The organism is Acidisoma sibiricum, from assembly GCF_057837225.1.
On record NZ_CM174445.1, the window covers coordinates 689,539 to 710,693 of the forward strand.

The 21,155-nt window shown below is 65.1% G+C and carries 21 protein-coding genes; 12 read left to right on the top strand and 9 right to left on the bottom strand.

The window, feature by feature from the left end:
- Nucleotides 1-13: 13 nt before the first annotated feature.
- The 3 genes from AC3G7M_RS03320 to AC3G7M_RS03330 all read left to right on the top strand — a co-directional run bounded on the left by AC3G7M_RS03320 (nucleotide 14) and on the right by AC3G7M_RS03330 (nucleotide 1,844).
- Entirely contained in the window at nucleotides 14-805 is a 792-nt protein-coding gene (locus tag AC3G7M_RS03320) for a hypothetical protein (RefSeq protein ID WP_489214298.1), read from the top strand.
- 122 nt (nucleotides 806-927) lie between these two features.
- Nucleotides 928-1,158, top strand: coding sequence for a tautomerase family protein (locus AC3G7M_RS03325; protein WP_489214299.1), 231 nt, complete (start codon nucleotides 928-930; stop codon nucleotides 1,156-1,158).
- A gap of 83 nt (nucleotides 1,159-1,241) precedes the next feature.
- Nucleotides 1,242-1,844 (top strand): cysteine hydrolase family protein, encoded by a 603-nt coding sequence (locus AC3G7M_RS03330; RefSeq protein WP_489214300.1) that lies wholly within the window; start codon nucleotides 1,242-1,244, stop codon nucleotides 1,842-1,844.
- Between the two features lie 36 nt (nucleotides 1,845-1,880).
- On the opposite strand, the gene AC3G7M_RS03335 is transcribed toward AC3G7M_RS03330, so the two are convergent.
- Entirely contained in the window at nucleotides 1,881-3,215 is a 1,335-nt protein-coding gene (locus tag AC3G7M_RS03335) for an FAD-binding oxidoreductase (protein WP_489215938.1), read from the bottom strand.
- Nucleotides 3,216-3,387: 172 nt separating this feature from the next.
- Here AC3G7M_RS03335 and AC3G7M_RS03340 point away from each other — a divergent pair, with 172 nt between their 5' ends.
- On the top strand, nucleotides 3,388-4,824 hold the full coding sequence (locus AC3G7M_RS03340) for an aldehyde dehydrogenase family protein (RefSeq protein WP_489214301.1): 1,437 nt from the start codon (nucleotides 3,388-3,390) through the stop codon (nucleotides 4,822-4,824).
- Nucleotides 4,825-4,896: 72 nt separating this feature from the next.
- Here the strand turns inward: AC3G7M_RS03340 and dnaJ are convergent, their stop codons facing one another.
- The 5 genes from dnaJ to AC3G7M_RS03365 all read right to left on the bottom strand — a co-directional run bounded on the left by dnaJ (nucleotide 4,897) and on the right by AC3G7M_RS03365 (nucleotide 11,624).
- Complete coding sequence (gene dnaJ, locus AC3G7M_RS03345) at nucleotides 4,897-6,042, bottom strand: molecular chaperone DnaJ (RefSeq protein WP_489214302.1); 1,146 nt, start codon at nucleotides 6,040-6,042, stop codon at nucleotides 4,897-4,899.
- A gap of 151 nt (nucleotides 6,043-6,193) precedes the next feature.
- Complete coding sequence (gene dnaK, locus AC3G7M_RS03350) at nucleotides 6,194-8,122, bottom strand: molecular chaperone DnaK (protein WP_489214303.1); 1,929 nt, start codon at nucleotides 8,120-8,122, stop codon at nucleotides 6,194-6,196.
- Nucleotides 8,123-8,283: 161 nt separating this feature from the next.
- Entirely contained in the window at nucleotides 8,284-8,871 is a 588-nt protein-coding gene (locus AC3G7M_RS03355) for a nucleotide exchange factor GrpE (protein ID WP_489214304.1), read from the bottom strand.
- Between the two features lie 126 nt (nucleotides 8,872-8,997).
- Nucleotides 8,998-10,326: a sensor histidine kinase gene (locus AC3G7M_RS03360; protein ID WP_489214305.1), complete on the bottom strand. Its 1,329-nt coding sequence runs from the start codon at nucleotides 10,324-10,326 to the stop codon at nucleotides 8,998-9,000.
- A 44-nt stretch (nucleotides 10,327-10,370) separates the two neighbouring features.
- Nucleotides 10,371-11,624, bottom strand: a complete 1,254-nt coding sequence (locus AC3G7M_RS03365; protein ID WP_489214306.1) for a penicillin-binding protein activator — start codon at nucleotides 11,622-11,624, stop codon at nucleotides 10,371-10,373.
- Here AC3G7M_RS03365 and rsmI point away from each other — a divergent pair.
- The 3 genes from rsmI to AC3G7M_RS03380 all read left to right on the top strand — a co-directional run bounded on the left by rsmI (nucleotide 11,606) and on the right by AC3G7M_RS03380 (nucleotide 13,222).
- The gene (gene rsmI, locus AC3G7M_RS03370; RefSeq protein WP_489214307.1) at nucleotides 11,606-12,541 is read left to right on the top strand and encodes a 16S rRNA (cytidine(1402)-2'-O)-methyltransferase; all 936 of its coding nucleotides are present in this window, start codon (nucleotides 11,606-11,608) and stop codon (nucleotides 12,539-12,541) included. The two genes, AC3G7M_RS03365 and rsmI, sit on opposite strands and share 19 nt — an antisense overlap.
- Before the next feature lie 65 nt (nucleotides 12,542-12,606).
- Nucleotides 12,607-12,849, top strand: coding sequence for a hypothetical protein (locus AC3G7M_RS03375; protein ID WP_489214308.1), 243 nt, complete (start codon nucleotides 12,607-12,609; stop codon nucleotides 12,847-12,849).
- On the top strand, nucleotides 12,839-13,222 hold the full coding sequence (locus tag AC3G7M_RS03380) for a type II toxin-antitoxin system PemK/MazF family toxin (RefSeq protein WP_489214309.1): 384 nt from the start codon (nucleotides 12,839-12,841) through the stop codon (nucleotides 13,220-13,222). The genes AC3G7M_RS03375 and AC3G7M_RS03380 overlap by 11 nt, the downstream gene beginning before the upstream one ends.
- A 19-nt stretch (nucleotides 13,223-13,241) precedes the next feature.
- Here the strand turns inward: AC3G7M_RS03380 and AC3G7M_RS03385 are convergent, their stop codons facing one another.
- The gene (locus tag AC3G7M_RS03385) at nucleotides 13,242-14,633 is read right to left on the bottom strand and encodes a polyhydroxyalkanoate depolymerase (protein WP_489214310.1); all 1,392 of its coding nucleotides are present in this window, start codon (nucleotides 14,631-14,633) and stop codon (nucleotides 13,242-13,244) included.
- On the opposite strand from AC3G7M_RS03385, the gene AC3G7M_RS03390 reads away from it, so the two are divergent.
- The gene (locus AC3G7M_RS03390) at nucleotides 14,632-15,288 is read left to right on the top strand and encodes a glutathione S-transferase family protein (protein ID WP_489214311.1); all 657 of its coding nucleotides are present in this window, start codon (nucleotides 14,632-14,634) and stop codon (nucleotides 15,286-15,288) included. The two genes, AC3G7M_RS03385 and AC3G7M_RS03390, sit on opposite strands and share 2 nt — an antisense overlap.
- 102 nt (nucleotides 15,289-15,390) lie before the next feature.
- Here the strand turns inward: AC3G7M_RS03390 and hrcA are convergent, their stop codons facing one another.
- Nucleotides 15,391-16,470, bottom strand: a complete 1,080-nt coding sequence (gene hrcA, locus AC3G7M_RS03395; RefSeq protein ID WP_489214312.1) for a heat-inducible transcriptional repressor HrcA — start codon at nucleotides 16,468-16,470, stop codon at nucleotides 15,391-15,393.
- A gap of 154 nt (nucleotides 16,471-16,624) precedes the next feature.
- On the opposite strand from hrcA, the gene AC3G7M_RS03400 reads away from it, so the two are divergent.
- The 4 genes from AC3G7M_RS03400 to AC3G7M_RS03415 all read left to right on the top strand — a co-directional run bounded on the left by AC3G7M_RS03400 (nucleotide 16,625) and on the right by AC3G7M_RS03415 (nucleotide 19,954).
- On the top strand, nucleotides 16,625-17,545 hold the full coding sequence (locus AC3G7M_RS03400; protein ID WP_489214313.1) for a DMT family transporter: 921 nt from the start codon (nucleotides 16,625-16,627) through the stop codon (nucleotides 17,543-17,545).
- 113 nt (nucleotides 17,546-17,658) lie between these two features.
- The gene (locus tag AC3G7M_RS03405) at nucleotides 17,659-18,324 is read left to right on the top strand and encodes a TetR/AcrR family transcriptional regulator (RefSeq protein WP_489214314.1); all 666 of its coding nucleotides are present in this window, start codon (nucleotides 17,659-17,661) and stop codon (nucleotides 18,322-18,324) included.
- 79 nt (nucleotides 18,325-18,403) lie between these two features.
- Nucleotides 18,404-19,474, top strand: coding sequence for a calcium:cation antiporter (locus AC3G7M_RS03410; protein WP_489214315.1), 1,071 nt, complete (start codon nucleotides 18,404-18,406; stop codon nucleotides 19,472-19,474).
- Nucleotides 19,475-19,621: 147 nt separating this feature from the next.
- Complete coding sequence (locus AC3G7M_RS03415; protein ID WP_489214316.1) at nucleotides 19,622-19,954, top strand: type II toxin-antitoxin system HicB family antitoxin; 333 nt, start codon at nucleotides 19,622-19,624, stop codon at nucleotides 19,952-19,954.
- 6 nt (nucleotides 19,955-19,960) lie between these two features.
- Here the strand turns inward: AC3G7M_RS03415 and hemW are convergent, their stop codons facing one another.
- On the bottom strand, nucleotides 19,961-21,124 hold the full coding sequence (gene hemW / locus AC3G7M_RS03420) for a radical SAM family heme chaperone HemW (RefSeq protein ID WP_489214317.1): 1,164 nt from the start codon (nucleotides 21,122-21,124) through the stop codon (nucleotides 19,961-19,963).
- Nucleotides 21,125-21,155: the final 31 nt, after the last annotated feature.

The following is a 21,155-nucleotide window of genomic DNA, read 5'->3' on the forward strand; positions in this document are numbered from 1 at the left end:
AGGAATGAAACAGATGACCAGACTATTTTCGCATACGCTGCTGACGACGCCGCTCCTCCTTGCGATGGCCTCCGTCCCAGCGCTCGCCCAGACGGCCACGGGTTTGTTCGATCCCGCGCAAATGCCGACGACCAAGGGCACCGTCTCACAATACGAATTGACGCCCCGCGGCGATGTCGATGGCCTCATCCTGACCGATGGCACTGAAGTCCATATCCCGCCCTATCTCGGCCAACAGCTTGTCCAGGGCGTCAAGCCCGGCGACAGCGTCACCATCCACGGCCTGCGCGCGCGTGCCATCCCGCTGGTTCAGGCCATGTCTGTAACCAATGATAAAAGCGGCACCGTCATTGCCGATACCAACGGATTTGGCGGGCCCCGGCCTGGTGCAGGCCGGCCGGGTGCCGCGCGTCCGATGGGACCCCCGCCCCCGGGCTCCGATGACGGTCAAAGCACGCAGATCCAGGATACCGTCAAGATGACGCTTCATGGTCCGCGGGGAGAGGTCAACGGTGTGCTGCTGACCAATGGCACCATCGTGCGGATGCCGCCACCGGCCGCGGCACAAATGGCCAGCCTGCTCGTGCCGGGGAAAGCGATCACGGTGTCCGGCAACGAGATGAGTTCGGACCTCGGCCACGTTCTGGCCGCGCGGGCAATCGGCCCGGCGGGCGGCACGCTGGAGCCGATCGGCATGGCGCCCCCGCCCCCGCCCGGCGCGGGCCCCGATGCCGGCGCGCCTCCGCCGCCCCCGCCCGCGCCTGACGCCAACGGTGCTCCTGCCGCCCCTCCGCAGGCGCCGTAAGTCTCACGCCTTTCTGTCGAAGCGGCGGGCCATGGGCCCGCCGCGCGATGGTCAGTATTCGCGGTACGCGATTGGCGCTAGTCTCGCCTGGCTTTGCCATCGAGGCTCAAGGAAAAACAAAAATGCCGCATGTCATCGTCAAACTGACCACCGGACGGTCCGAACAGCTGAAGCAGGAGATCGCGGCCGCGGTGACGGCAGCTGTCGCCTCTTCCGCCAAGCTGTCGGATGATCTCGTCTCCGTCAGCATCGAGGAATTCGAGGAGCGCGACTGGGCCGAGAAGGTCTACGGGCCTGACATCACCAACAAGCCAGAAACCCTCTACAAGAAGCCTGGCTACACGCCGGCCTGACAAGACGCTATACTGGCCGGCGCTTCAAAAAAGACGTCATCTCGGACAGCATCCGGGAACACGCATAAAAAAGGAGCCGTCCGATGTCGCCAGAAACCACCGCCCTGGTCCTGATCGAATATCAGAACGATTTCACCACCGAAGGCGGCACGCTGCATGAGGCGGTGAAGCCGGTGATGCAGAGCACGGGCATGCTCGGCAATACCGTGTCCCTGGTGCGCCAGGCACGCGACGCCGGCGCGCTCATCGTCTATGCGCCCATCTCCTTCGCGCCGGACTACCGCGAAGTCAGCCCCGCGCCTTACGGCATCCTTAAAGGCGTGGTCGACAGCAAATCCTTCCGCAAGGGCAGCTGGGGCGCTGAGATCGTCGATGTGCTGAAGCCCGAGGAGGAGGATATCGTGATCGAGGGCAAGCGCGGGCTTGATGCCTTCGCCACCACCAATCTCGATTTCATCCTGCGCGCGCGGGGCATCAAAACCATCGCGCTCGGCGGCTTTCTCACCAATTGCTGCGTCGAATCCACCATGCGCACCGGCTATGAGAAAGGCTTCGACGTCGTCACGCTGACCGATTGCACAGCAACGGTCAGCGCCGAGGAACAGCGTTTTGCCGTCGAAAAGAATTATCCGATGTTCTCGCGCCCGATGACGCATGACGTCTTTCTTTCCGAGCTGACCGGCTGAGAACCCGCCCTTAGCGCGTTGGAACTGCTGCCGGGCTTAGTCCGGCAGCAGCTTGCCCGGATTGAGAATGCCCGTGGGGTCCAGCGCCGCCTTGATCAGGCGCATGACCGCGATCGTCTCGGCGCCGTGTTCCTGCACCAGAAAGCCGCGCTTGCCGCCGCCCACGCCATGCTCGCCCGAACACGACCCACCTAAAGCCAGGCCGCGCGCGACGATCTTGCGGTCCAGCGCCCAGGCGCGCTCCAACCCGCCCTCCTCCGGCGGCACCAGAATGACGGTGTGAAAATTGCCGTCCCCCACATGCCCCACCATCGGCGCCAGCAGGCCGGATTCGGCAATATCCTGCTTCACGCCCAGCACGGCTTCGGCGAGTCTGGAAACGGGTACGATGGTATCGGTGATGAGCGCGCCATAGGTCGGGCGCATGGCGCGGCAGGCCCAATAGGCATCGTGCCGCGCCTTCCAGAGGCGGTTGCGCTCATCCGTGTCCGTCGCCCAGGCGAAGGCGCGGCCGCCATTGTCGCGCGCGATGCCTTCGGCAACCTCGGCCTGTTCGCGTACGCCTGCCGGGGTGCCGTGAAACTCGAAGAACAGGCTGGGCAGAACCGCGAAGCCGTTCAGTTTGGAATAGGCGATGCAGGCTTCCATCTGCACCTCGTCCAGCAGCTCGATCCGCGCGATCGGAATGCCCGCCTGCATGGTCTCGATCACCGTTTGCACCGCCGCCGCCATGCTGTCGAACTGGCAGGTGGCGGACGAAATCGCCTCGGGAATGCCATGCAGCTTGAGCTGAATTTCGGTGATGATGCCAAGTGTGCCCTCGGAGCCGATGAACAGCCGCGTCAGGTCGTAGCCGGTGGAGGATTTGCGCACCCGCCCGCCGGTCCTGATCACGCGGCCATCGGCCATGACGACGGTCAGCCCCAGCACATTGTCGCGAATGGTACCGTAGCGCACCGCATTGGTGCCTGAGGCACGGGTCGCGCACATGCCGCCGATAGAGGCGTCGGCGCCCGGATCAATCGGCATGAAGAGGCCCTGGTCGCGCAGATAGTCGTTCAGCTTGCTGCGCACGACCCCGGCCTCGATGCGGCAATCCATGTCATCCGGGTTCACGTCCAGGATGCGGTCCATATGCGAGAGGTCGATGGTGAGCCCACCCTGGACGGCATTCACATGGCCTTCCAGTGACGTGCCCGTGCCGAAAGCAATCACCGGCAGGTGGCGGGCATAGGCCAAGGCCACCAGACGGGACACCTCCTCCGTTGTCTCCGGGAAAGCGACCGCATCCGGCAGACCCGGCGGGAAAGACCCCTCGCCATGGCTATGCTGGTCGCGCACGCTGGCATTGGTGGTGATGCGGCTGCCCATGAAGGACGTCGCCTCGGCCAGCAGGCTTTCGATCAATTCTTGGCGCACGGATCGGCTCTCCTCAGGCAATGGCGCGTCTTCGGCGCAGGACCCAGGCATAGGGGGAGTTGCCGGGCCACGAAATGAAAGCGATGATCGGCCCATACACAACAGCCGATCCGCGGAGGCCGCCATGAGCAACCACCTGAAATTCTATATCGACGGTGCCTGGGTGGACCCGATCAGCCCGCATCCGATCGACGTCATCGACCCCTCGACCGAAGAAGTCTTCACCCAGATCTCCGGCGGCTCGGTCGCCGATGTCGATCTGGCGGTCGCCGCCGCCCGCGCCGCCTTCGACAGTTTCTCCCGCACCACGCCCGGGGAACGGCTGGAGCTGCTGGAAACAATCCTCGCGGAATACGACCGCCGCTATGAGGATATCGCCCAGGCCTGCTGCCAGGAAATGGGTGCGCCCATCGCTTTCGCCCGCTCGGCCCAGGCTTGGATCGGCCAGGCCCATCTGAAAGAGATGGTGCGGGTCATGAAGTCCTACAAATTCTCCTATATGGAAGGCGGCATGAAGATCGCGCGTGAGCCGATCGGCGTCGTCGGCATGATCACGCCCTGGAACTGGCCGCTCAACCAGATCACCTGCAAGGTCGGCCCGGCGATTGCCGCCGGCTGTACCATGGTGCTGAAACCGTCGGAGATCGCGCCCATCAGCGGCATCATTTTCTCTGAGGTGATGCATGCGGCTGGGGTCCCGAAGGGCGTCTACAACATGGTCAATGGCGAAGGCGGCGTCGTCGGCGCCGCCCTCTCCTCCCATCCCGAAGTCGACATGATGTCCTTCACCGGCTCCACCCGCGCCGGCATCCTGGTCGCCAAGGCGGCGGCCGAGACGGTCAAGCGCGTGCATCAGGAACTGGGTGGCAAATCGCCGAACGTCCTACTGCCGGAAGCCGATTTTGCCCGCCGTGTGCCGGAAGGCATCGCCAATATGTTCAGCAATAGCGGCCAGAGCTGCAATGCGCCGTCGCGCATGCTGGTGCCGCGCGACCGTCACGCCGAAGTCGTGGAAATTGCCCGCGTCGCCGCCGGCAATTTCACCGTGGGCGATCCCCGCAGCGAGAATTCCAATCTCGGCCCGGTCGTCAGCAAGGTGCAGTTCGACAAGATCCAGAACCTCATCCAGGCAGGGATCGATGAGGGCGCGGAACTCGTCGCCGGCGGCCCCGGCCTGCCGGACGGACTCTCGAAGGGCTATTACGTGCGCCCGACCGTCTTCGCCAATGTGACACCCGAGATGCGCATCGCGAAGGAGGAGATCTTCGGGCCGGTCCTCTCCATCATGCCCTATGACACTGAGGAAGGCGCCATCGCCGAGGCCAATAACACCGTCTACGGCCTGGCCGCCTATGTGCAGTCGGAAGATGTGGAGAAGGCCCGCCGCGTCGCCAACCGCATGCGTGCCGGCACCGTCTATATCAACGCCCCGCCGACCACCATTTCCGCGCCCTTCGGCGGCTTCAAACAGTCCGGCAACGGCCGCGAATGGTCCCATTGGGGTCTGGACGACTTCACCGAGATCAAGGGCATCGTCGGCTACGGCGAAGCCGCCGACTAAGCTCTGCACGCATACAAAAAGGGCGCCGCGAGGCGCCCTTTTCTGTGGCTGGCGTAAGGGGCGAAGCGCCGCTCAGCTCTTCCCGTCGAAAAACTCCTTCACCTTCGCGAAAAAGCCTTCGGATTCAGGGTTGCCCTTGCCGTTCTCGGTCGCTTCGCGCTCGAACTCCTCCAGCAATTCGCGCTGGCGGCGGGTCAGGTGCTGCGGCGTTTCCACCGCGACCTGAATATACATGTCGCCCCGCGCCGCACTGCGGAGCACGGAAAAACCCTTGCCGCGCAGGCGGAACTGCTCGCCCGACTGCGTGCCCGCCGGGATTTTCACCTTGGCGCGCGTCCCGTCGATCACCGGCACCTCGATCTCGCCGCCCAGCGCCGCCTGGGAAATGCGCAGTGGCACCCGGCACAGAATGGTTGCGGCGTCGCGTTGGAAGATCGCGTGCGGGCGCACCGTGATATGGACATAAAGATCGCCCGGCTGGCCGCCGGCACCCGCGGCCTCGCCCTCGCCGCTCAGGCGGATGCGCGTGCCGTCTTCCACACCGGCCGGAACCGTGATCTGCAGGCTGCGCTCGCGCGGCACGGTCGCCTGGCCATGGCAGACGCGGCACGGGTTGCGGATCACGCGGCCGGTGCCGCCGCAGGTCGGGCAGGCGCGTTCCACAAGGAAGAATCCCTGCTGAGCGCGCACTTTGCCCATGCCGCCGCAGGTCGAGCAGGTATCGCTGGCGTTACGGTCCTTGGCCTCTGAGCCGGTGCCCTCGCAGGCTTCGCAATTGACCCGCGTCTGGGTCTTGACCTGAACCTTGGTGCCGAAGAAGGCTTCCGAGAGGTCGATTTCGACATTGGCGCGAATATCGCCGCCCACGCGCGCCGCGCGACCACCGCCCGCACCGCCGCGCCGGCCCATGAAGTCGCCGAACATCTGGTCGAAAATATCGCCCAGGCCGCCGGCCTGCGAGAAGTCGAAGCCGCCGGCTCCGGCGCCGCCATTCTCGAAGGCGGCATGGCCGTAGCGGTCATAGGCCGCACGCTTCTGCTCGTCCTTCAGAATCTCATAGGCCTCGTTCACTTCCTTGAACTTGGCCTCGGCCGCCTTGTCGCCCGGATTGCGGTCCGGGTGATACTGCATCGCCAGCTTGCGATAGGCTTTTTTGAGATCGTCCGCGCTCGCGTCGCGCGCTGTGCCCAAAGTCGCGTAATAGTCGTTCTTCGCCATCGAATGCCCTCAGCCCTTCACCGGCGACAGCGGTGCCCTGCCTCGATGCGCCGTTTCTGTCACCGTCCCCATGCAAGGACGACGCCTGCGCCTCGGATGAAGCGCAGGCGTCTCTCACGTCACAGAGATGCTAACCCGTAATGCGGGTGGATTAGGACGACTTCTTCTTGTCGTCGATTTCCTCGAACTCCGCATCGACCACGTGTTCGCCGTTCGGACCGGTGCTGCCACCAGCCGCACCCGGCGCCTCGCCGGCCGGCGCCGCACCCGCTTCCGCCTGGGCCTTGTACATCGCCTCACCCACGCGCATGGCGACCTGGGTCAGACGCTCGTTGGCGGCCGTCAGCGCCGCCGTGTCGGTGCCTTCCATGGCCGTGCGGGCCGCCGCAATCGCGGCTTCCGCCTCGCCCTTATCCTGGGCCGAGATCTTGTCCCCGCCTTCCGACAGGGTCTTCTCGGTCTGATGGATCAGGCCTTCCAGCTGGTTGCGGGTTTCGACGAAGGCGCGGCGTTCCTTATCGGCGGCCGCATTTGCTTCCGCTTCGCGCACCATGTTCTGGATATCGGCATCCGACAGACCGCCCGAGGCCTGGATGCGGATCTGCTGTTCCTTGCCGGTCGCCTTGTCCTTGGCCGAGACCGAAACGATGCCGTTCGCGTCGATATCGAAGGTCACTTCCACCTGCGGCACGCCGCGCGGTGCGGGCGGCAGGCCGACCAGGTCGAACTGGCCCAGCGCCTTGTTATCGGCCGCCATCTCACGCTCGCCCTGATAGACCTTGATGGTCACCGCCGTCTGATTGTCTTCGGCGGTCGAGAAGGTCTGGCTCTTCTTGGTCGGGATCGTGGTGTTGCGGTCGATCAGGCGAGTGAAGACGCCACCCAGCGTCTCGATGCCCAGCGACAGCGGCGTCACGTCCAGCAGCAGCACGTCCTTCACGTCGCCGCGCAGAACCGCGCCCTGGACCGCGGCGCCGATGGCGACGACTTCGTCCGGGTTCACGTTGCGGGCCGGGTCCTTGCCGAAGAACTGCTTCACGGCTTCGATGACCTTGGGCATGCGGGTCATGCCGCCGACCAGGATCACTTCGTCCACTTCACCAGCGGTCACGCCGGCATCCTTCAGCGCGGCGCGGCAAGGCTCCAGCGTGCGCTGGATCAGGTCGTCGACCAGATTCTCGAGTTTTGCGCGCGACAGCTTGAGAACAAGATGTTTCGGACCGGAGGCATCGGCCGTGATGAAGGGCAGATTGATCTCGGTCTCCTTGGCGGAAGACAGCTCGATCTTGGCCTTCTCAGCGGCTTCCTTCAGGCGCTGCAGAGCCAGCTTATCCTTGCGCAGGTCGATGCCGTTTTCCTTGCGGAACTCATCGGCCAGATAGTCGATGATGCGGACGTCGAAGTCCTCACCACCGAGGAAGGTATCGCCGTTGGTGCTCTTCACCTCAAAGACGCCGTCGCCGATTTCGAGGACGGAGACGTCGAAGGTGCCGCCACCCAGGTCATAAACCGCGATGGTGCCGGCCGACTTCTTGTCCATGCCATAGGCAAGAGCAGCGGCGGTCGGCTCGTTGATGATGCGCAGCACTTCAAGACCCGCAATGCGGCCGGCATCCTTGGTCGCCTGGCGCTGGGCGTCGTTGAAGTAGGCCGGAACCGTGATCACGGCCTGGGTCACGGTCTCGCCGAGATAGGCTTCGGCGGTTTCCTTCATCTTGGTGAGAATGAAGGCCGAGACCTGGCTCGGCGCGTATTTCTCGCCGCGGGCCTCGACCCAGGCGTCGCCATTGTCGCCTTTGACGATGGCATAGGGCACCAGGCCCTTGTCCTTGCTGACCAGCGGGTCTTCAAAGCGGCGGCCGATCAGGCGCTTCACGGCATAAAGGGTATTGGACGGGTTGGTGACCGCCTGGCGCTTCGCCGCCTGGCCGACCAGACGCTCACCGCTATCGGTGATGGCGACCATGGACGGGGTGGTGCGGGCGCCCTCGCTATTCTCGATCACGCGGACATCCTTGCCCTCCATGATCGCGACGCAGGAATTGGTGGTGCCGAGGTCGATACCGATGACCTTGCTCATACGCAGTCTCCTTTATAAGCGGGAGCGACCGACCCGAAGCACCGGCGCCCCCCTTGGAACAACTCTAACCTAGATAGCTTCGCGCCTTTGCCAAGACAAGGAGATGCTGCCCAAAATTTGGGCATCGCCCTGGAATGGCCGCGTTTCGATTCTGACGAGTCTCAGGCCTGGGCGTCGATCGTGCCGGCCGCGCCCGCGGGCGCCTTGGCAACAACCACCATGGCCGGACGCAGCAGCCGTCCGTTCAGCGTCCAGGCCTGGGTCCAGGCCTGGACGATGGTGCCGGGCGGATGCTCCGTCGTTTCCTGCTCGGCCATCGCCTGATGCAGATTGGGGTCGAACAGCTTGCCGGTCGGATCGTCCGTCTGCACGCCGTTGCGCTCCAGCGTCGCGACGAAACTGCGCTCGATGCCTTCAAAGCCCTCGCGCAGCTTGCCGATGATCTCGGCCTCGCCCTCGGCCCGCGGCGGCAGGCTGGTCAGGCCGCGCTTGAGGTTTTCGGCCACTTCCACCACGTCGCGGGCGAATTTCTGCACGGCGAACAGCCGCGCATCCTCGACCTCGCGCTTGGTACGGGTGCGGAGATTGGCCATTTCGGCCTCGGACCGCATCCAGTTATTGCGCATCTCATCGCGCTCGGCCTCGACGGCCGCCAGGCGATCGTCCTGGGAAAGCTCAGCCTCTTCGGCCGCCAGATTCTGGTCGGCCTCGTCGGCGGGGTTCGGATTGATTTTGTCGTGTTCGGTCATGGAACCTGACTTAGGTTTGAGAAAGACACCGTGCAAGCGCCGGATACACGAAATTGCGAGCTGCCAGATACGCATCTGCCGAAATGCGTCAAGCGGCTCGCGTCACGTGCGCCCGGCAGCCGCCTGTCATCGCGGCAACCATACACTGAAGCGGGTGCCCTGCGCTTCCTCGCTGGTGATCGTGAGCTGGCCGCGATGGCGGTTCACGATATGTTTGACGATGGCGAGGCCAAGTCCGGTGCCGCCGACGGCGCGGGAGCGGCCCTTGTCCACCCGGTAGAAGCGCTCGGTCAAACGCGGCAGATGGGTTTTCGGAATACCCGCGCCGTCGTCTGCCACCGCCATCACCACACCCGGACGGCTGGGCCAGGGCAGGCCGGACACAGCCTCCACGGACAGGGTGATGCAGCCATTCTCACGGCCGTATTTCAGCGCATTGTCGAAGAGATTGCTCAGAACCTGGGCCATCTGATCCATATCCCCCGGCACTGGCGGCAAATCCTCCAGCCGCAAATCCAGCCGCACGCCGCGCGCCACGATGCGCGGCTCGAAGGCCGCCAAGGTGCGCTCGATCAGCTCGCTGAACTGGATCTTGCCCTGCGGCGGCTGATGTTCGGAGAGTTCGATTCTTGAAAGGCTGAGCAGATCGTCGATCAGCCGGTTCATGCGGGCCGCCTGCTGGGCCATGATTTCCAGAAAGCGCTCGCGCGCCGGCGCGTCATCCTTGGCTGGTCCCTGCAGCGTCTCCACGAAGCCGATCAGGCTGGCCAGCGGCGTCCGCAGCTCATGGCTGGCATTGGCGACGAAATCCGCCCGCATACGTTCGATCGCGCGTTCCCGCGTGTGATCGACCAGCAGGACGGAGACGTGGCGCTCCTCGAACAGACCGGCGTCCAGCGGCGTCACCATGGCGTGGATCTCCCGCGTCACCGGGGCCGCGAACAGCAGATCGGCCGCCTGCGGCGTCTGGGTCGCCAGTGCCCGGTCCACTGCGCCGCGCAGCAAGGGGTGGCGAAGGACGGCGGCGGTGTCATCGCCCAGGCTGCGCTGTGCTGCCTCATTGGTGCGCTGCACAAGCCCATCCGCCGTCACCAGCAGCAGCGGCTCCGGCAGCAGCTCGATAATCGCCCGTTCGGCCGCGAGCTGGCTTTCGAGCTGCGCCAGGCGCTCCTGCCGTTTGAACACTGCCTGACCCAGAAACGTGCCGACGCGTTCGATTTCGGGCAGGCGCGGCGGTTCCGTGGGCTCCCCGGTCACAACCCGGCGCAGGCGTTCCAGATCCTGCCGCCACAGGAAAGCGACCAGCATCGCAGCCAGGATCTCGACCAGAATCAGGATGGCGATGACATCCCAAGGCGCGGCCCCGGCCAGCACCATCAGCAGCTGGCCCACAACCGGCACCACCAGGATCAGCAGCATCCACCGGCCAAGGCCGGGCGCCCGCGGGTTATCCATGAATCTCCTCTCTACGGGCGCGGGCCGTGGTCATGACAGAGCGCTCAGCTTCCCGGCGCGAAGGATTTGGGCGCCGGCTGCACAATCTGCGCGCCATCCGCCGAGACCTGGAACACCGCCAGGCCGCGCTTGACCGAGCCATCGGCGCCCAGCGCCAGCAGCCCGTCTGCGCCGGCGAAACCCGACGGATTGGTCAGCGCCGCCTGATCGATCTGCCCACCCTGCGTCGTCACGCGGGCGATCGCCCCGGCATCGAAGGCGATGGCCGCGATGCCCGAAGGCGCACCGCCATAGGCTTGCGCGTAGCTGGACTGGAAGCCCGCGGCCACTGCCGGATCGGGCGCGGCATACAGCGCGCCGCGAAAGCCGGCCGCGTTGACCGCCGCCGGGTCGGCCGCCCACAGGCCGGGGCCGAGCACCAGAACCGGACCGGGATTGACGTCGTAATAGGGCATGAGAGAGGCGAGTTCGCCCAAGCCATTGCCGGTCTCGGCCACCAGCAGCGCCTGGAAGGGCGGCGGCGGAATGGGCGTGCGCGCCAGTTTCGCCGCCTGGCGACGGCCATCGACCGTATGCGAGGCCCGCAGCGACTTGATCTGCGCGTCGATTGGACCCCGGCGTCCGGCGTAGTCCGACAGGCTGCGCAGCGCCGAATTCATTGATGAGAAGCTGCCGGCAGAATAGGTCTGCACTTGGCCGCTACCGCCGGCACTTTGCAGCGCCCGGCCCATCGCGTCGCCCAGCGGCGTCTCCGGCAGCAGGGCAGCGACCTGGCTATGGCCCTGCGCGCTCGCCGCCTGCACCAGCGCCTGCACCTGCTCGGCCGGGGTAATGCCCAGCGGCCAAAGGCCGGGCCGGGCCACGGAACTGTCGGAGGTCAGCGCCAGCACATCGACATGGGCAGGGCCGGTAACACCCGCGACAGCCGCGGCTTCCGCATTGGTGAGCGGCCCGATGATGACGCCGGCGCCATCCGCGATCGCCTTCTGCGCCGCGGTGACCGCCCCTTGCGGCGTGCCACCGGTATCAAGCACATCCAGGCCGCTGGCGCCGGTCGCGCCCAGGCCGAGCTTGGCGGCATTGACGAGTTCGGTCGCGACACCCGCATAGGGGCCGGTGATCGGCGCCAGAATGGCGACGCGGCTGCCTGCCGGGCTGGGCAAAGACCCTGCACCGCTGGCGGCCAGCCCTTGCGGGGCGCCGGGGGCCATGCCCATGCTGGGCTGAGACCCTGACGGTAAGGCGCAGCTCGCCAGACCAAGGGTCGCGAGGAGAGCAGATGCCGGAGCTAGACGCACTTTATAATCCTCCGTCGGATCAGGAGCCCGTTCAGCCCGGCCTTGGCGTCTGGCCGAGCGTAAACGGCAGTCCCGCGCAACTTGTGCTGGTTTCTACGCCGATCGGCAACCTGGGGGATGTGACAAGTCGCGCCGTCGCAGCCCTGAGATTGGCCGATATCGTGCTTTGTGAAGATAGCCGCGTGACGACGCGCCTGCTCTTTGCCCTCGGTGTGAAGGCAAGGCTGGAGAGTTTCCACGATCATAACGAGGAAAGCCGCACGCCGCGGCTGCTGGAAGCCATGCAGCGCGGCCAGAAATTCGCTCTCGTCAGCGATGCCGGCACGCCACTGATGTCCGATCCCGGCTTCCGGCTGGTGCGCGCCGCGGTCGCCGAAGGCATGGCCGTCACCGCCCTCCCCGGCCCCAATGCAGCCGTCACCGCGCTCACCCTCTCCGGCCTGCCGCCGCATCCCTTTCTGTTCCTGGGCTTTCCGCCACCGCGGGGCGCCGCCCGCCGCACAGCCTTCGCGAGCTTGCGCGCGGCCGAGGCAGCGGGCCTCTCCGCCAGCATGATCTGGTACGAAAGCCCCCATCGCGTGGCCGAGATGCTGGCCGACCTCGCAACCGTCTTCGGGGATCGGCCAGCCGCCCTGGCGCGTGAGTTGACCAAGCATTTTGAGGAGGTCCGGCGCGGCCCGCTCTCCACCCTCATCGCAGGCGTCGCGGCCGATCCGCCCCGCGGCGAAATTTGCGTGATCATGGCGCCGCCAGACCCCGAGGCCACGGATCAGCCGGCATTCGATCTTGATGCGCGGCTGCGCGCCGAGCTTGCCCGCACGCGGCTGAAGGAGGCGGTCGCCATCGTCGCCGCCGAAACCGGCCTGCCCCGCCGCCAGGTCTATGCACGGGCGCTGGCCCTCGCCGGGGAAGGCTAGTCTTTCGACTTCTGTTCGGGCGCTACAGGGGTGTAGTGTGTTAGGCTAGTACGACGGAGGTCGCCATGGGCGTCCCTATCTCGATCAGGCTCGACGAGCATGTCCGCGCCGAATTGGAATCGCAGGCGCGGGCTCAAGGCATCGGCCTTGCCACCCTCCTCCGCGATATGGCGACGCGAGCCGCCCGCGATAGCCAAAGGGCGCGCATCCGCGCCGCCAGCGCGCACGTCGGTCAGCATGTGGCGGAGTCTGAGCGCGGCGCTGACTTCTACAATGATTGGGGCACGCCGCGGGCCGATGGCGGCTGATACCGCTCGTCTATCCGTTCAGGCCGGCCAGATCGTCATGGCCGACTGGCGGGGCGGTGCCCTGCCTAAGGAGCCGAACAAGCGCCGGCCGGCAATCGTGGTCGAAGACAATGAATTGTTCGCACCTGCCTATCCGAATGTCATTCTGGTGCCATTAACCGATGATGCGGACGTGGTCATTCCCGATCTTGCGGTGCGGATCGTGCCGAGCCCTCAAAACGGCTGCAGCAAAATCTGCTGGGCCGCTTCACATCTGGTTGCAACCACGTCCAAGGCACGTCTGCAAGCGACCCCATCCCATATCACCGCGGATGAGCTGCAAACCATTCGCCGTCAGATCGCGCTCGCCATCGGCATCGATGGGACAGCGTAGCGGCCGTCCGTGCTGTATCTCAGTTGCTCATCTCGATCACGGCGCGAACCTTGGGATAGATTTCCCGCGCCCAATGGCTGCCGCTGAAGACACCGTAATGGCCGACGCCGGTCTGCAGGTGATGCTGTTTCATCACGGACGGCAGGCCCGTACACAGGTCCAGTGCCGCCATCGTCTGGCCGATGCCGCAGATATCGTCGCGCTCGCCTTCGACCGTCAGCACCATGGTGCGGCGGATGGCGCCCGGATCGACGCGCTCGCCCCGATGCGTCAGGCGGCCCAGCGGCAGGTCATGATCCTGAAAGATGCGCTTGACCGTCTCCAGAAAGAATTCCGCGGGCAGATCCATCACGGCGCGGTATTCGTCATAGAATTTACGGTGTACATCGGCGCGCATCTCGTCGCCCGCCACGATATTGCGGGCCTGCAGGATTTCCGCCCGCAAATGGCGGTCGAAATTCATCGCCACGAAAGCATTGAGCTGCATAAAGCCAGGATAGACGCGGCGGTTCGCGCCGCGGAACTGCCAGGGCACAATGCCGATGACAGAATTGTCGAACCACTCGATCGGCTTTTCCTGCGCCAGCAGATTGACCTTGGTCGGCGCCATCCTTGTATCGATGGGACCCGCCATCAGCGTCATGCTGCGCGGGGTCGCGATATTGCCTTCCCGCGCCATGACGGACACAGCGGCCAGCACCGGTACCGCCGGCTGGCAGACGGCCAGCACATGCGCGCCGGGTCCGATCGCCTCCAGCTGCGCGATGACATGGTCGGTATAGTCCTCAAACCCGAAGGTGCCGGCGGTCAGCGGAACGTCGCGGGCGTTCTTCCAGTCCGTGATATAGACGTCATGATCGGCGAGCAGCGTCTGCACCGTATTGCGCAGCAACGTCGCGAAATGGCCGGACATCGGCGCCACCACCAGCAGCCGCGGCTGCCGTACGGCGGTTTCCTTGCGAAAATGCAACAATGCGCAGAAGGGCGTCTCGTAGACGACCTCCTCGATGATCGCGACCGGCGCATTGCCGACCACGACCGGCTGCATGCCGTAAGCCGGCCGCTCATGCGTCATCGGCACGCGCCAGAGGCTTTCGGCCATGGCGGCAGTCAGGCGCAGCGGCAGGGCAGCCGGCTGGGTCAGATCATATTGGTTGAGAATGGTGCTGAGAAACCGGAAATACTGGCGCGCCGGCGCCATCATATCCTGCCGCGCCTGATACATCTGATACAGCATCGGCGTGCCGGCCGCCGCCAGCACGTCGGACAACGGCAGGCCCGCGATGGGCTTGGCCATTTCATAGAACAGGGACTGCCGGTTTTTTTCATCCATACCAAGCCCTGCGTTCCGCTGGAGCCCCAGGGTCTGATAGAGTGTGGGCCCATCCTTGGCGGACAGGACATTGCTCATGGCTGAGGCGACGCTTCTCATTAGCAGCAAGAACTATTCCTCCTGGTCACTCAGGGGATGGCTGATCACGCGCCTCTCCGGCCTGCCGTTTAAAGAAAAGATCGTCAATCCCGACGATCCCGCCGCCCGGGCCGAACTGCTGCTTCGGTCCTCGTCCATTCTGGTACCCAGTCTCATCCATGATGGGATTTCGATCTGGGATACGCTTGCTATTGCGGAATACCTGAACGAGTTGCGACCGGAGGCTGAAATGCTGCCGGATGACAGGCATGCGCGCGCCCGCTGCAGGGCCATCAGCGGCGAAATGCATTCCGGCTTCGCGGCTTTGCGCTCATCGCTGCCGATGAACCTGCATGCGCACCGGCCAGGCTTTGCCATCTGGTCGGCCGCGCGCGCCGATATCGACCGCATCCTGACGATCTGGCAGGACTGTTTCGAGACATGGAACGGCCCATATCTCTTCGGCAAAAAGCTTTCAGTCGCCGATGCGATGTATGCGCCTGTCGTCACCCGCTTCCTAACCTATGACGTCGCGCTGAACGCGCGCGCAGCACGCTACTGCCAGGACATCATGGCCTGGCCGGATATGGCGGAATGGGTGGCTGCAGCGAAGGAAGAGCCCCAAGAAATCACCGAACTGGAAGTGGAATTCTAACGGTTCGGTAAGCCTAGCACCAATCCGTCGCGGCGGGTAGCGGCGCGCACCCGCTTCAGCCGAAGGCGTTACGGACCATTTGACAATGCGCCCCCAGCCGCGTCAGCCCAGCAGCCTGCCCACCACCCGCGCGGTATAGTCCACCACCGGAATGACCCGGCCGTAATTGATCCGGGTGGGTCCGATCACCCCGATCGCGCCGACGATACGGTTCGTCGAATTCCGCGCCGGCGCCACGATCATGGACACGCCGGCCGAGCCGAACAGGCCGCTTTCCGCGCCGATGAAAATGCGCACCCCGTCCGAGGTCTCCGCCAGTTCCAGCAGGCGCAGCATCGTCTCCTGCGCCTCCAGCCGCTCGAACAGGGTCTGGATGGAGGCAAGGTTCTCGATTTGCGTGACATCCGCCAGCAGCCTTCCCTGGCCGCGAACGATCAGATTGCCGCCGCGCCCCTCGCCGCCCCAGGTCGCGAGACCCGCTTCGATGATGCTCGCCGCCAGCTCGTCCAGCGTATTGCGGTCGCGCGCGATCTCGGCCGCCATATTGGTGCGAAAATCCGCCAGCGTCTGTCCGGCCAGACGGGCATTGAGATAGTTGCTCGCCTGCTGCAGCGCCGAGGGCGGCACGCCGAGCGGAATATCGATGACGCGGTTCTCGACCTGACCTTCCGAGGAGACCAGCACCACCAGCGCACGGCCGGAGGCGAGCGGCACGAATTCGATATGCTTCAGCGCGCCCTCGGCCTTGGGCGCCAGAACCAGCCCGGCCGCCGCCGACAGGCCGGACAACAGGGTCGAGGCTTCGGCCAGCGTATCCTGCAGGCTGCGGCCATGGCTGACGAGCGCGGTGTCGATCGCGTCCCGCTCCTCCTCGGCCAGGTCGCCGAATTGCAGCAAGCCGTCGACGAACAGGCGCAAGCCCCGGTCGGTCGGCAGACGCCCGGCCGAGGTATGGGGCGCATAAAGCAGACCGGCATCGGTCAGATCGGCCATGACATTGCGGATCGTCGCTGGCGACAGCGCCAGCGGCAGGCGTCGCGACAGGGTGCGGCTGCCAACCGGGCCGCCGGTCTCCACATATTGCTCGACGATTTCGCGCAATACCGCCGCCGACCGGATATCTAGCCCCTGGGGCAGCGTCGCGGGTTGTATGGGCGGAAGGGTAAAGCCATGTCTGTCCATTGCGATCCTTTTTTACCGGGCCCGGACCTGGGGGCCGATATCCTATCAGTCAGAGGCTCTGCCATGCGACATGAAGAGTGCTCCGTCACATGGGCTCATGCTGATCATAGCCTAATTGGGTCTTCGCGACACCACAGGGAGTGGCGGCACGGGAATGGGCTTCGCGACGCATGTTTCCGCCCTGCGCTCCAGGCTTGACCGGTCGTCGACCGGAACGGGCCTCGTCATCGTCCTGATCTCTTATTCCGCCTTCGCTTTGCATGATGCGCTGGTCAAGATCCTGGTCGCGCATTTCGACGCGCCGCAGATTCTGTTCCTGCGCAGCCTGACCGTCGTCGTCCTCTGCCTCAGCCTCGGTGGCCGCAGCGTGGTGACGCGCGGTCTGTTTTCGCCGATGCGGGGCAAGCTGCTGGCGCGCGCGGCCCTCACCTTCGTCGCCTGGCTTCTGTACTATTCGGCCGGCCGCTATCTCGGCCTCGCCCAGATGATCACCATCTACTTCGCAAGCCCGCTGATCATCGCGGTGATGGCGGGACCTTTGCTGGGCGAACGCGTCACCCTGGTGCGCTGGATCGCGCTGGGCATCGGCTTTGTCGGCGTGCTTCTCGCCGCCCGTCCGCATGGCTCAAGCCCGCTTCTGCCGGCGCTCTGCGTCGCCCTCGCCGCCGTCATCTGGGCCTATGCCATGATCCTGATGCGCCAGATTTCGGCCGAGCTGCGCGGCTGGGATCAGGTCTTCGTCATCGCGCTGCTGTTCCTGGTCTGTTGCGGCGCGGTCCTGCCCTTCATCTGGAAGACACCCAGCCTGCCGGCCCTGGTTTTGATGCTGAGCCTGGGGCTGCTCTCCACCCTCGCCCAGCTGCTGCTGATCGAAGGCGTCAAGCTCGCCCAGGCCAGCGTCATCGCGCCGATGGAATTCAGCGGCCTGCTCTGGAGCTTCGTCTTCGGCTACGCCATCTTCGGCGACATTCCGGCCATCGGCGTCTTCCTCGGCGCTGGCCTCATTCTGCTGAGCGGCGGCATGGTGGTGCTGAGCGAGCTGCGCGGCGGCCGGCAGCGCACCGCCAAGGCCTAGCAGACACACTCGGCCGAAATCGCCGAAAGGACCAAAAATCGACGATCACAATGTCGTTCAAGACCGGCATGATCGCAGCAAGGGCCATTCTGGCCCGGCGTGGAGCCGCTGCAATGATGGACTATCTTGGCGATAGCTTGGCCGACGACACAACCCTCGATGTAATGGTCTGCAAACCCGCGACAGCGCGTTTCGTCAGCGACGGTGATCGTCGCCTGCTGCTCATCGGCGCCGCCGAGACGGTCTTCCTGGCCAAGGGCTATGTCGATACCACCATGGCGGACATCGCGGCCAAGGCGGGCATGTCGAAGAAGACCATCTATCAGGTCTTCACCTCCAAGGCCGATCTGTTCGACGCCCTGCTGCTGGAGCGTTTGCTGGCCTTGCCGACGCTCTCCGCGACCAGCGACGCGGCCGTCCCGGATACACTGCGCAGCATGCTGATGGGCTTCGGCCGGGCCCTGCTCGATCCGCGCCAGATCAGCCTCACGCGGCTGCTGATCGCCAATATCGCCAGCGTCCCGCAGGCAAATGCCATCGTCACGCGCCGCTGCCTCGACATCAAAACTGCCATCAGCCAGTGGCTGGGCATTCAGGTCGAGCGCGGGGTCTTCGAGATCCCGGATCTGATGCTCGCGACCGAAACCCTGTTCGGCCTGGCCTTCGCCGGTCTGCAGACCGAATTGCTGCTGGCGCTGCGCGACACGCCGACAGAGGAGGAGCTGGCTCGCAATGTCGATTGGACCGTCAGCATCTTCATGCGTGAATTCGCGCGCTAGGCACCTTGCCATCGCCGCACGGTTGACCCGGGCCCCAGGGCAGGCTTCGTAGCAGCCTGATCCAACGGGAGACTGCCGCGTGAAAGCCATACCGTGGTGGAGCTGGGCCTGCCCGATCCTGGCCTGGGTCCTTCTCGCCGCCAAATTCTTTCTGCCGGTCGAGGGGCCGGCTCTGCTCATCTTCGTGGCAGCACTCGGCGGTGCGGTCTTCGCCGGCGTCCATTTCGCCGAAGTGATCGCCCACAAGCTCGGCGAGCCCTTCGGCACGCTCGTTCTGGCGGTCGCCGTCACCATCATCGAAGTCGCGCTGATCGTCTCCGTCATGCTCGGCGGCGGCGCCGACAAGGCGGCGCTCGCGCGCGACACCGTGTTTTCAGCGGTCATGATCGTTTGCTCCGGGGTCGTCGGCCTCTGTCTCCTGGCCGGGGCCAGCCGCCACCGCGAGCAGGAATTCCGCGTGCAAGGGGCCAATGGCGCGCTCGCCGTCATCGTCGCGCTCTGCGGGCTGACCATGGTTCTGCCGAATTACACCCAGGCACCGGGGCCGAGCTTCACCGTCTCCCAGCTCACCTTCGTGGGCGTCGTCTCACTCGTCATGTATGGCGTCTTCGTCTTCGTGCAGACGGTTCGCCACCGCGAATACTTCCTGCCTGAAATCGCGGATGACGAGGATGCCCATGCGCCCGCGCCGTCAAACGCGATGGCGTTCGCAAGCCTCGGGCTGCTGATCGTCTCACTGGTCGCCGTCGTCGGCCTCGCCAAGGCGCTGTCGCCGGCGGTCGAGGCCATGGTCGCGCAAAGCGGCGCGCCGAAATCGGTGGTCGGCGTCATCATCGCCGCCCTCGTCCTTCTGCCCGAAAGCCTCGCCGCCGTGCGCGCCGCGCGGCTCAACCGGCTGCAGACCAGCCTCAACCTCGCCTTCGGCTCGGTCATTGCCAGCATCGGCCTGACCATCCCGGTGGTCGCCGCCGTCTCGGTCTATCTGCACCAGCCGCTGACGCTCGGCCTCGACCCGAAGGAGACGGTGCTGCTCGTGCTGACCATGCTGCTGAGCATATTGACCATCGCGACGGGACGCACCTCCATCCTCCAGGGCGCCATCCACCTCATGATCTTTGCGGTGTTTTTGTTCTTTGCCGTGGTGCCTTAGCGTGACGGACGAGGCCATGAAGTCGCCTCATAAATAGATACCATTTTATAGTATCATGCACTATCGCCCGCATCCCACACCGGATACCGACAAGGGAGCCGTCGCGTCCATCCGCCGTTGGCTGCACGGCCATGGAGTGAAACCATCATGAACACGCTCACAATCGATGGCCTCAAGGCCGTCATCTCATTCCATGAAGAAGCTCGGCAATTTCGCGGTGAATTCCTTGGTCTTAACGGTGGCGCGGAGTTTTACGCCAGCAGCGTCGACGACCTGATTCAGGAAGGGCAGGCATCGCTGCGGACCTTCCTCAGCGTCTGCGCAGAAAACAATATCGAGCCCTATCGCTCGTTCAGCGGAAAATTCCTCGTCCGCATCCCCGAGACCCTGCACGCGGATGCTGTTCACGCGGCGTCAGCACGTGGGGTCAGCCTCAATGATCTGGTGCGGGACGCCATCATGCATGAAATCGGTGACTGACCCTGGTCAGCGGATCAGCGCACCCAGCACGGCGTCCAGCCGCATCCGCCCTTCGGCCGTTGCGCGCAGCCGGTCGCCCTCCTGGATGAGATAGCCTTCCGCGATCAGCGCCGGCAGCATGTCCTGGTCGATGGCGTCCGCCAGGGCGATGCCGGTGCGGGCCTCGAACCGCGTGGTAGAGATGCCCTCGCTCAGCCGCAGGCCCATCAGCAGCATTTCCTCCGCCCGCTCGGACGGCGTCACGATGGTATCGTCGCCCGACCCATGACCCGAAGCCTCCACCCGATCCGCCCAGATTTCCGGCGCCCGGTGGCGGCGCGTCGCCGTCAGCCCGCCCGCGAGGCTGAGCCGCCCATGCGCGCCCGGACCGATGCCGATGTAATCGCCGTAGCGCCAATAGGTCAGGTTGTGGCGGCTTTCCGAACCCGGCCGCGCGTAGTTTGAAACCTCATAGGGATGCAGGCCGAAGCGCGCGGCTTCTTCCAACGTCGCCTCATACAGCCCTGCCGCGGTCTCGGCATCGGGCAGCACGATCTCGCCCCGCCGGTGCAGCCCTTCGTAAGCCGTGCCGGGCTCGATGGTGAGCTGATAAAGCGACAAATGGTCGGCCGCCAGATCCAGCGCCTGGGCCAGTTCCACGCGCCAGGCAGCTTCCGTCTGGCCAGGCCGGGCATAGATCAGATCGAAGGAAATGCGCGGAAAAATGCGGCGCCCTATCTCCAGCGCAGCGATCGCCTGGGCGACCGAATGCTGGCGTCCGAGCCGCTGGAGATCGGCCTCGTTCAGGCTCTGTATGCCGACCGAAATGCGGTTCACGCCGGCCGCGCGGTAGCCCGCGAAGCGTCCGGCCTCAATACTGGTCGGATTGGCTTCCAGGGTGATTTCCAGATCCGGTTCGGCCACGAACAGCCGCTTGGCCGCCGCGATCAAAGCGGCCACCGTCTCGGGCTCCATCAGGCTCGGCGTGCCGCCCCCGAAAAAGATCGACCGTAGGGGCCGGCAGCCTAAGCGGGCCGCCTCCCATTCCAGCTCGGCGAGCAGCGCCGCCCGGAAGCGCGCCTGGGGCAGCACGTCGCGGACATGGCTGTTGAAGTCGCAGTAAGGGCATTTGGCGAGGCAGAAGGGCCAGTGGATATAAAGCGCGAGCGGTTCGGCGCTGATTTCAGTCATGACAAATTTCCTAGGCCCGGCGTGCGCGTCA

What these genes read in the sequence shown, in the direction of transcription:
- AC3G7M_RS03320 (WP_489214298.1), top strand. Translation starts at nt 14, where the DNA reads ATGACCAGACTATTTTCGCATACGCTGCTGACGACGCCGCTCCTCCTT.
- AC3G7M_RS03325 (WP_489214299.1), top strand. Translation starts at nt 928, where the DNA reads ATGCCGCATGTCATCGTCAAACTGACCACCGGACGGTCCGAACAGCTG.
- AC3G7M_RS03330 (WP_489214300.1), top strand. Translation starts at nt 1,242, where the DNA reads ATGTCGCCAGAAACCACCGCCCTGGTCCTGATCGAATATCAGAACGAT.
- AC3G7M_RS03335 (WP_489215938.1), bottom strand. Translation starts at nt 3,215, where the DNA reads ATGGGCAGCCGCATCACCACCAATGCCAGCGTGCGCGACCAGCATAGC.
- AC3G7M_RS03340 (WP_489214301.1), top strand. Translation starts at nt 3,388, where the DNA reads ATGAGCAACCACCTGAAATTCTATATCGACGGTGCCTGGGTGGACCCG.
- dnaJ (WP_489214302.1), bottom strand. Translation starts at nt 6,042, where the DNA reads ATGGCGAAGAACGACTATTACGCGACTTTGGGCACAGCGCGCGACGCG.
- dnaK (WP_489214303.1), bottom strand. Translation starts at nt 8,122, where the DNA reads ATGAGCAAGGTCATCGGTATCGACCTCGGCACCACCAATTCCTGCGTC.
- AC3G7M_RS03355 (WP_489214304.1), bottom strand. Translation starts at nt 8,871, where the DNA reads ATGACCGAACACGACAAAATCAATCCGAACCCCGCCGACGAGGCCGAC.
- AC3G7M_RS03360 (WP_489214305.1), bottom strand. Translation starts at nt 10,326, where the DNA reads ATGGATAACCCGCGGGCGCCCGGCCTTGGCCGGTGGATGCTGCTGATC.
- rsmI (WP_489214307.1), top strand. Translation starts at nt 11,606, where the DNA reads ATGCCGGAGCTAGACGCACTTTATAATCCTCCGTCGGATCAGGAGCCC.
- AC3G7M_RS03375 (WP_489214308.1), top strand. Translation starts at nt 12,607, where the DNA reads ATGGGCGTCCCTATCTCGATCAGGCTCGACGAGCATGTCCGCGCCGAA.
- AC3G7M_RS03380 (WP_489214309.1), top strand. Translation starts at nt 12,839, where the DNA reads ATGGCGGCTGATACCGCTCGTCTATCCGTTCAGGCCGGCCAGATCGTC.
- AC3G7M_RS03390 (WP_489214311.1), top strand. Translation starts at nt 14,632, where the DNA reads ATGGCTGAGGCGACGCTTCTCATTAGCAGCAAGAACTATTCCTCCTGG.
- AC3G7M_RS03385 (WP_489214310.1), bottom strand. Translation starts at nt 14,633, where the DNA reads ATGAGCAATGTCCTGTCCGCCAAGGATGGGCCCACACTCTATCAGACC.
- hrcA (WP_489214312.1), bottom strand. Translation starts at nt 16,470, where the DNA reads ATGGACAGACATGGCTTTACCCTTCCGCCCATACAACCCGCGACGCTG.
- AC3G7M_RS03400 (WP_489214313.1), top strand. Translation starts at nt 16,625, where the DNA reads ATGGGCTTCGCGACGCATGTTTCCGCCCTGCGCTCCAGGCTTGACCGG.
- AC3G7M_RS03405 (WP_489214314.1), top strand. Translation starts at nt 17,659, where the DNA reads ATGATGGACTATCTTGGCGATAGCTTGGCCGACGACACAACCCTCGAT.
- AC3G7M_RS03415 (WP_489214316.1), top strand. Translation starts at nt 19,622, where the DNA reads ATGAACACGCTCACAATCGATGGCCTCAAGGCCGTCATCTCATTCCAT.
- hemW (WP_489214317.1), bottom strand. Translation starts at nt 21,124, where the DNA reads ATGACTGAAATCAGCGCCGAACCGCTCGCGCTTTATATCCACTGGCCC.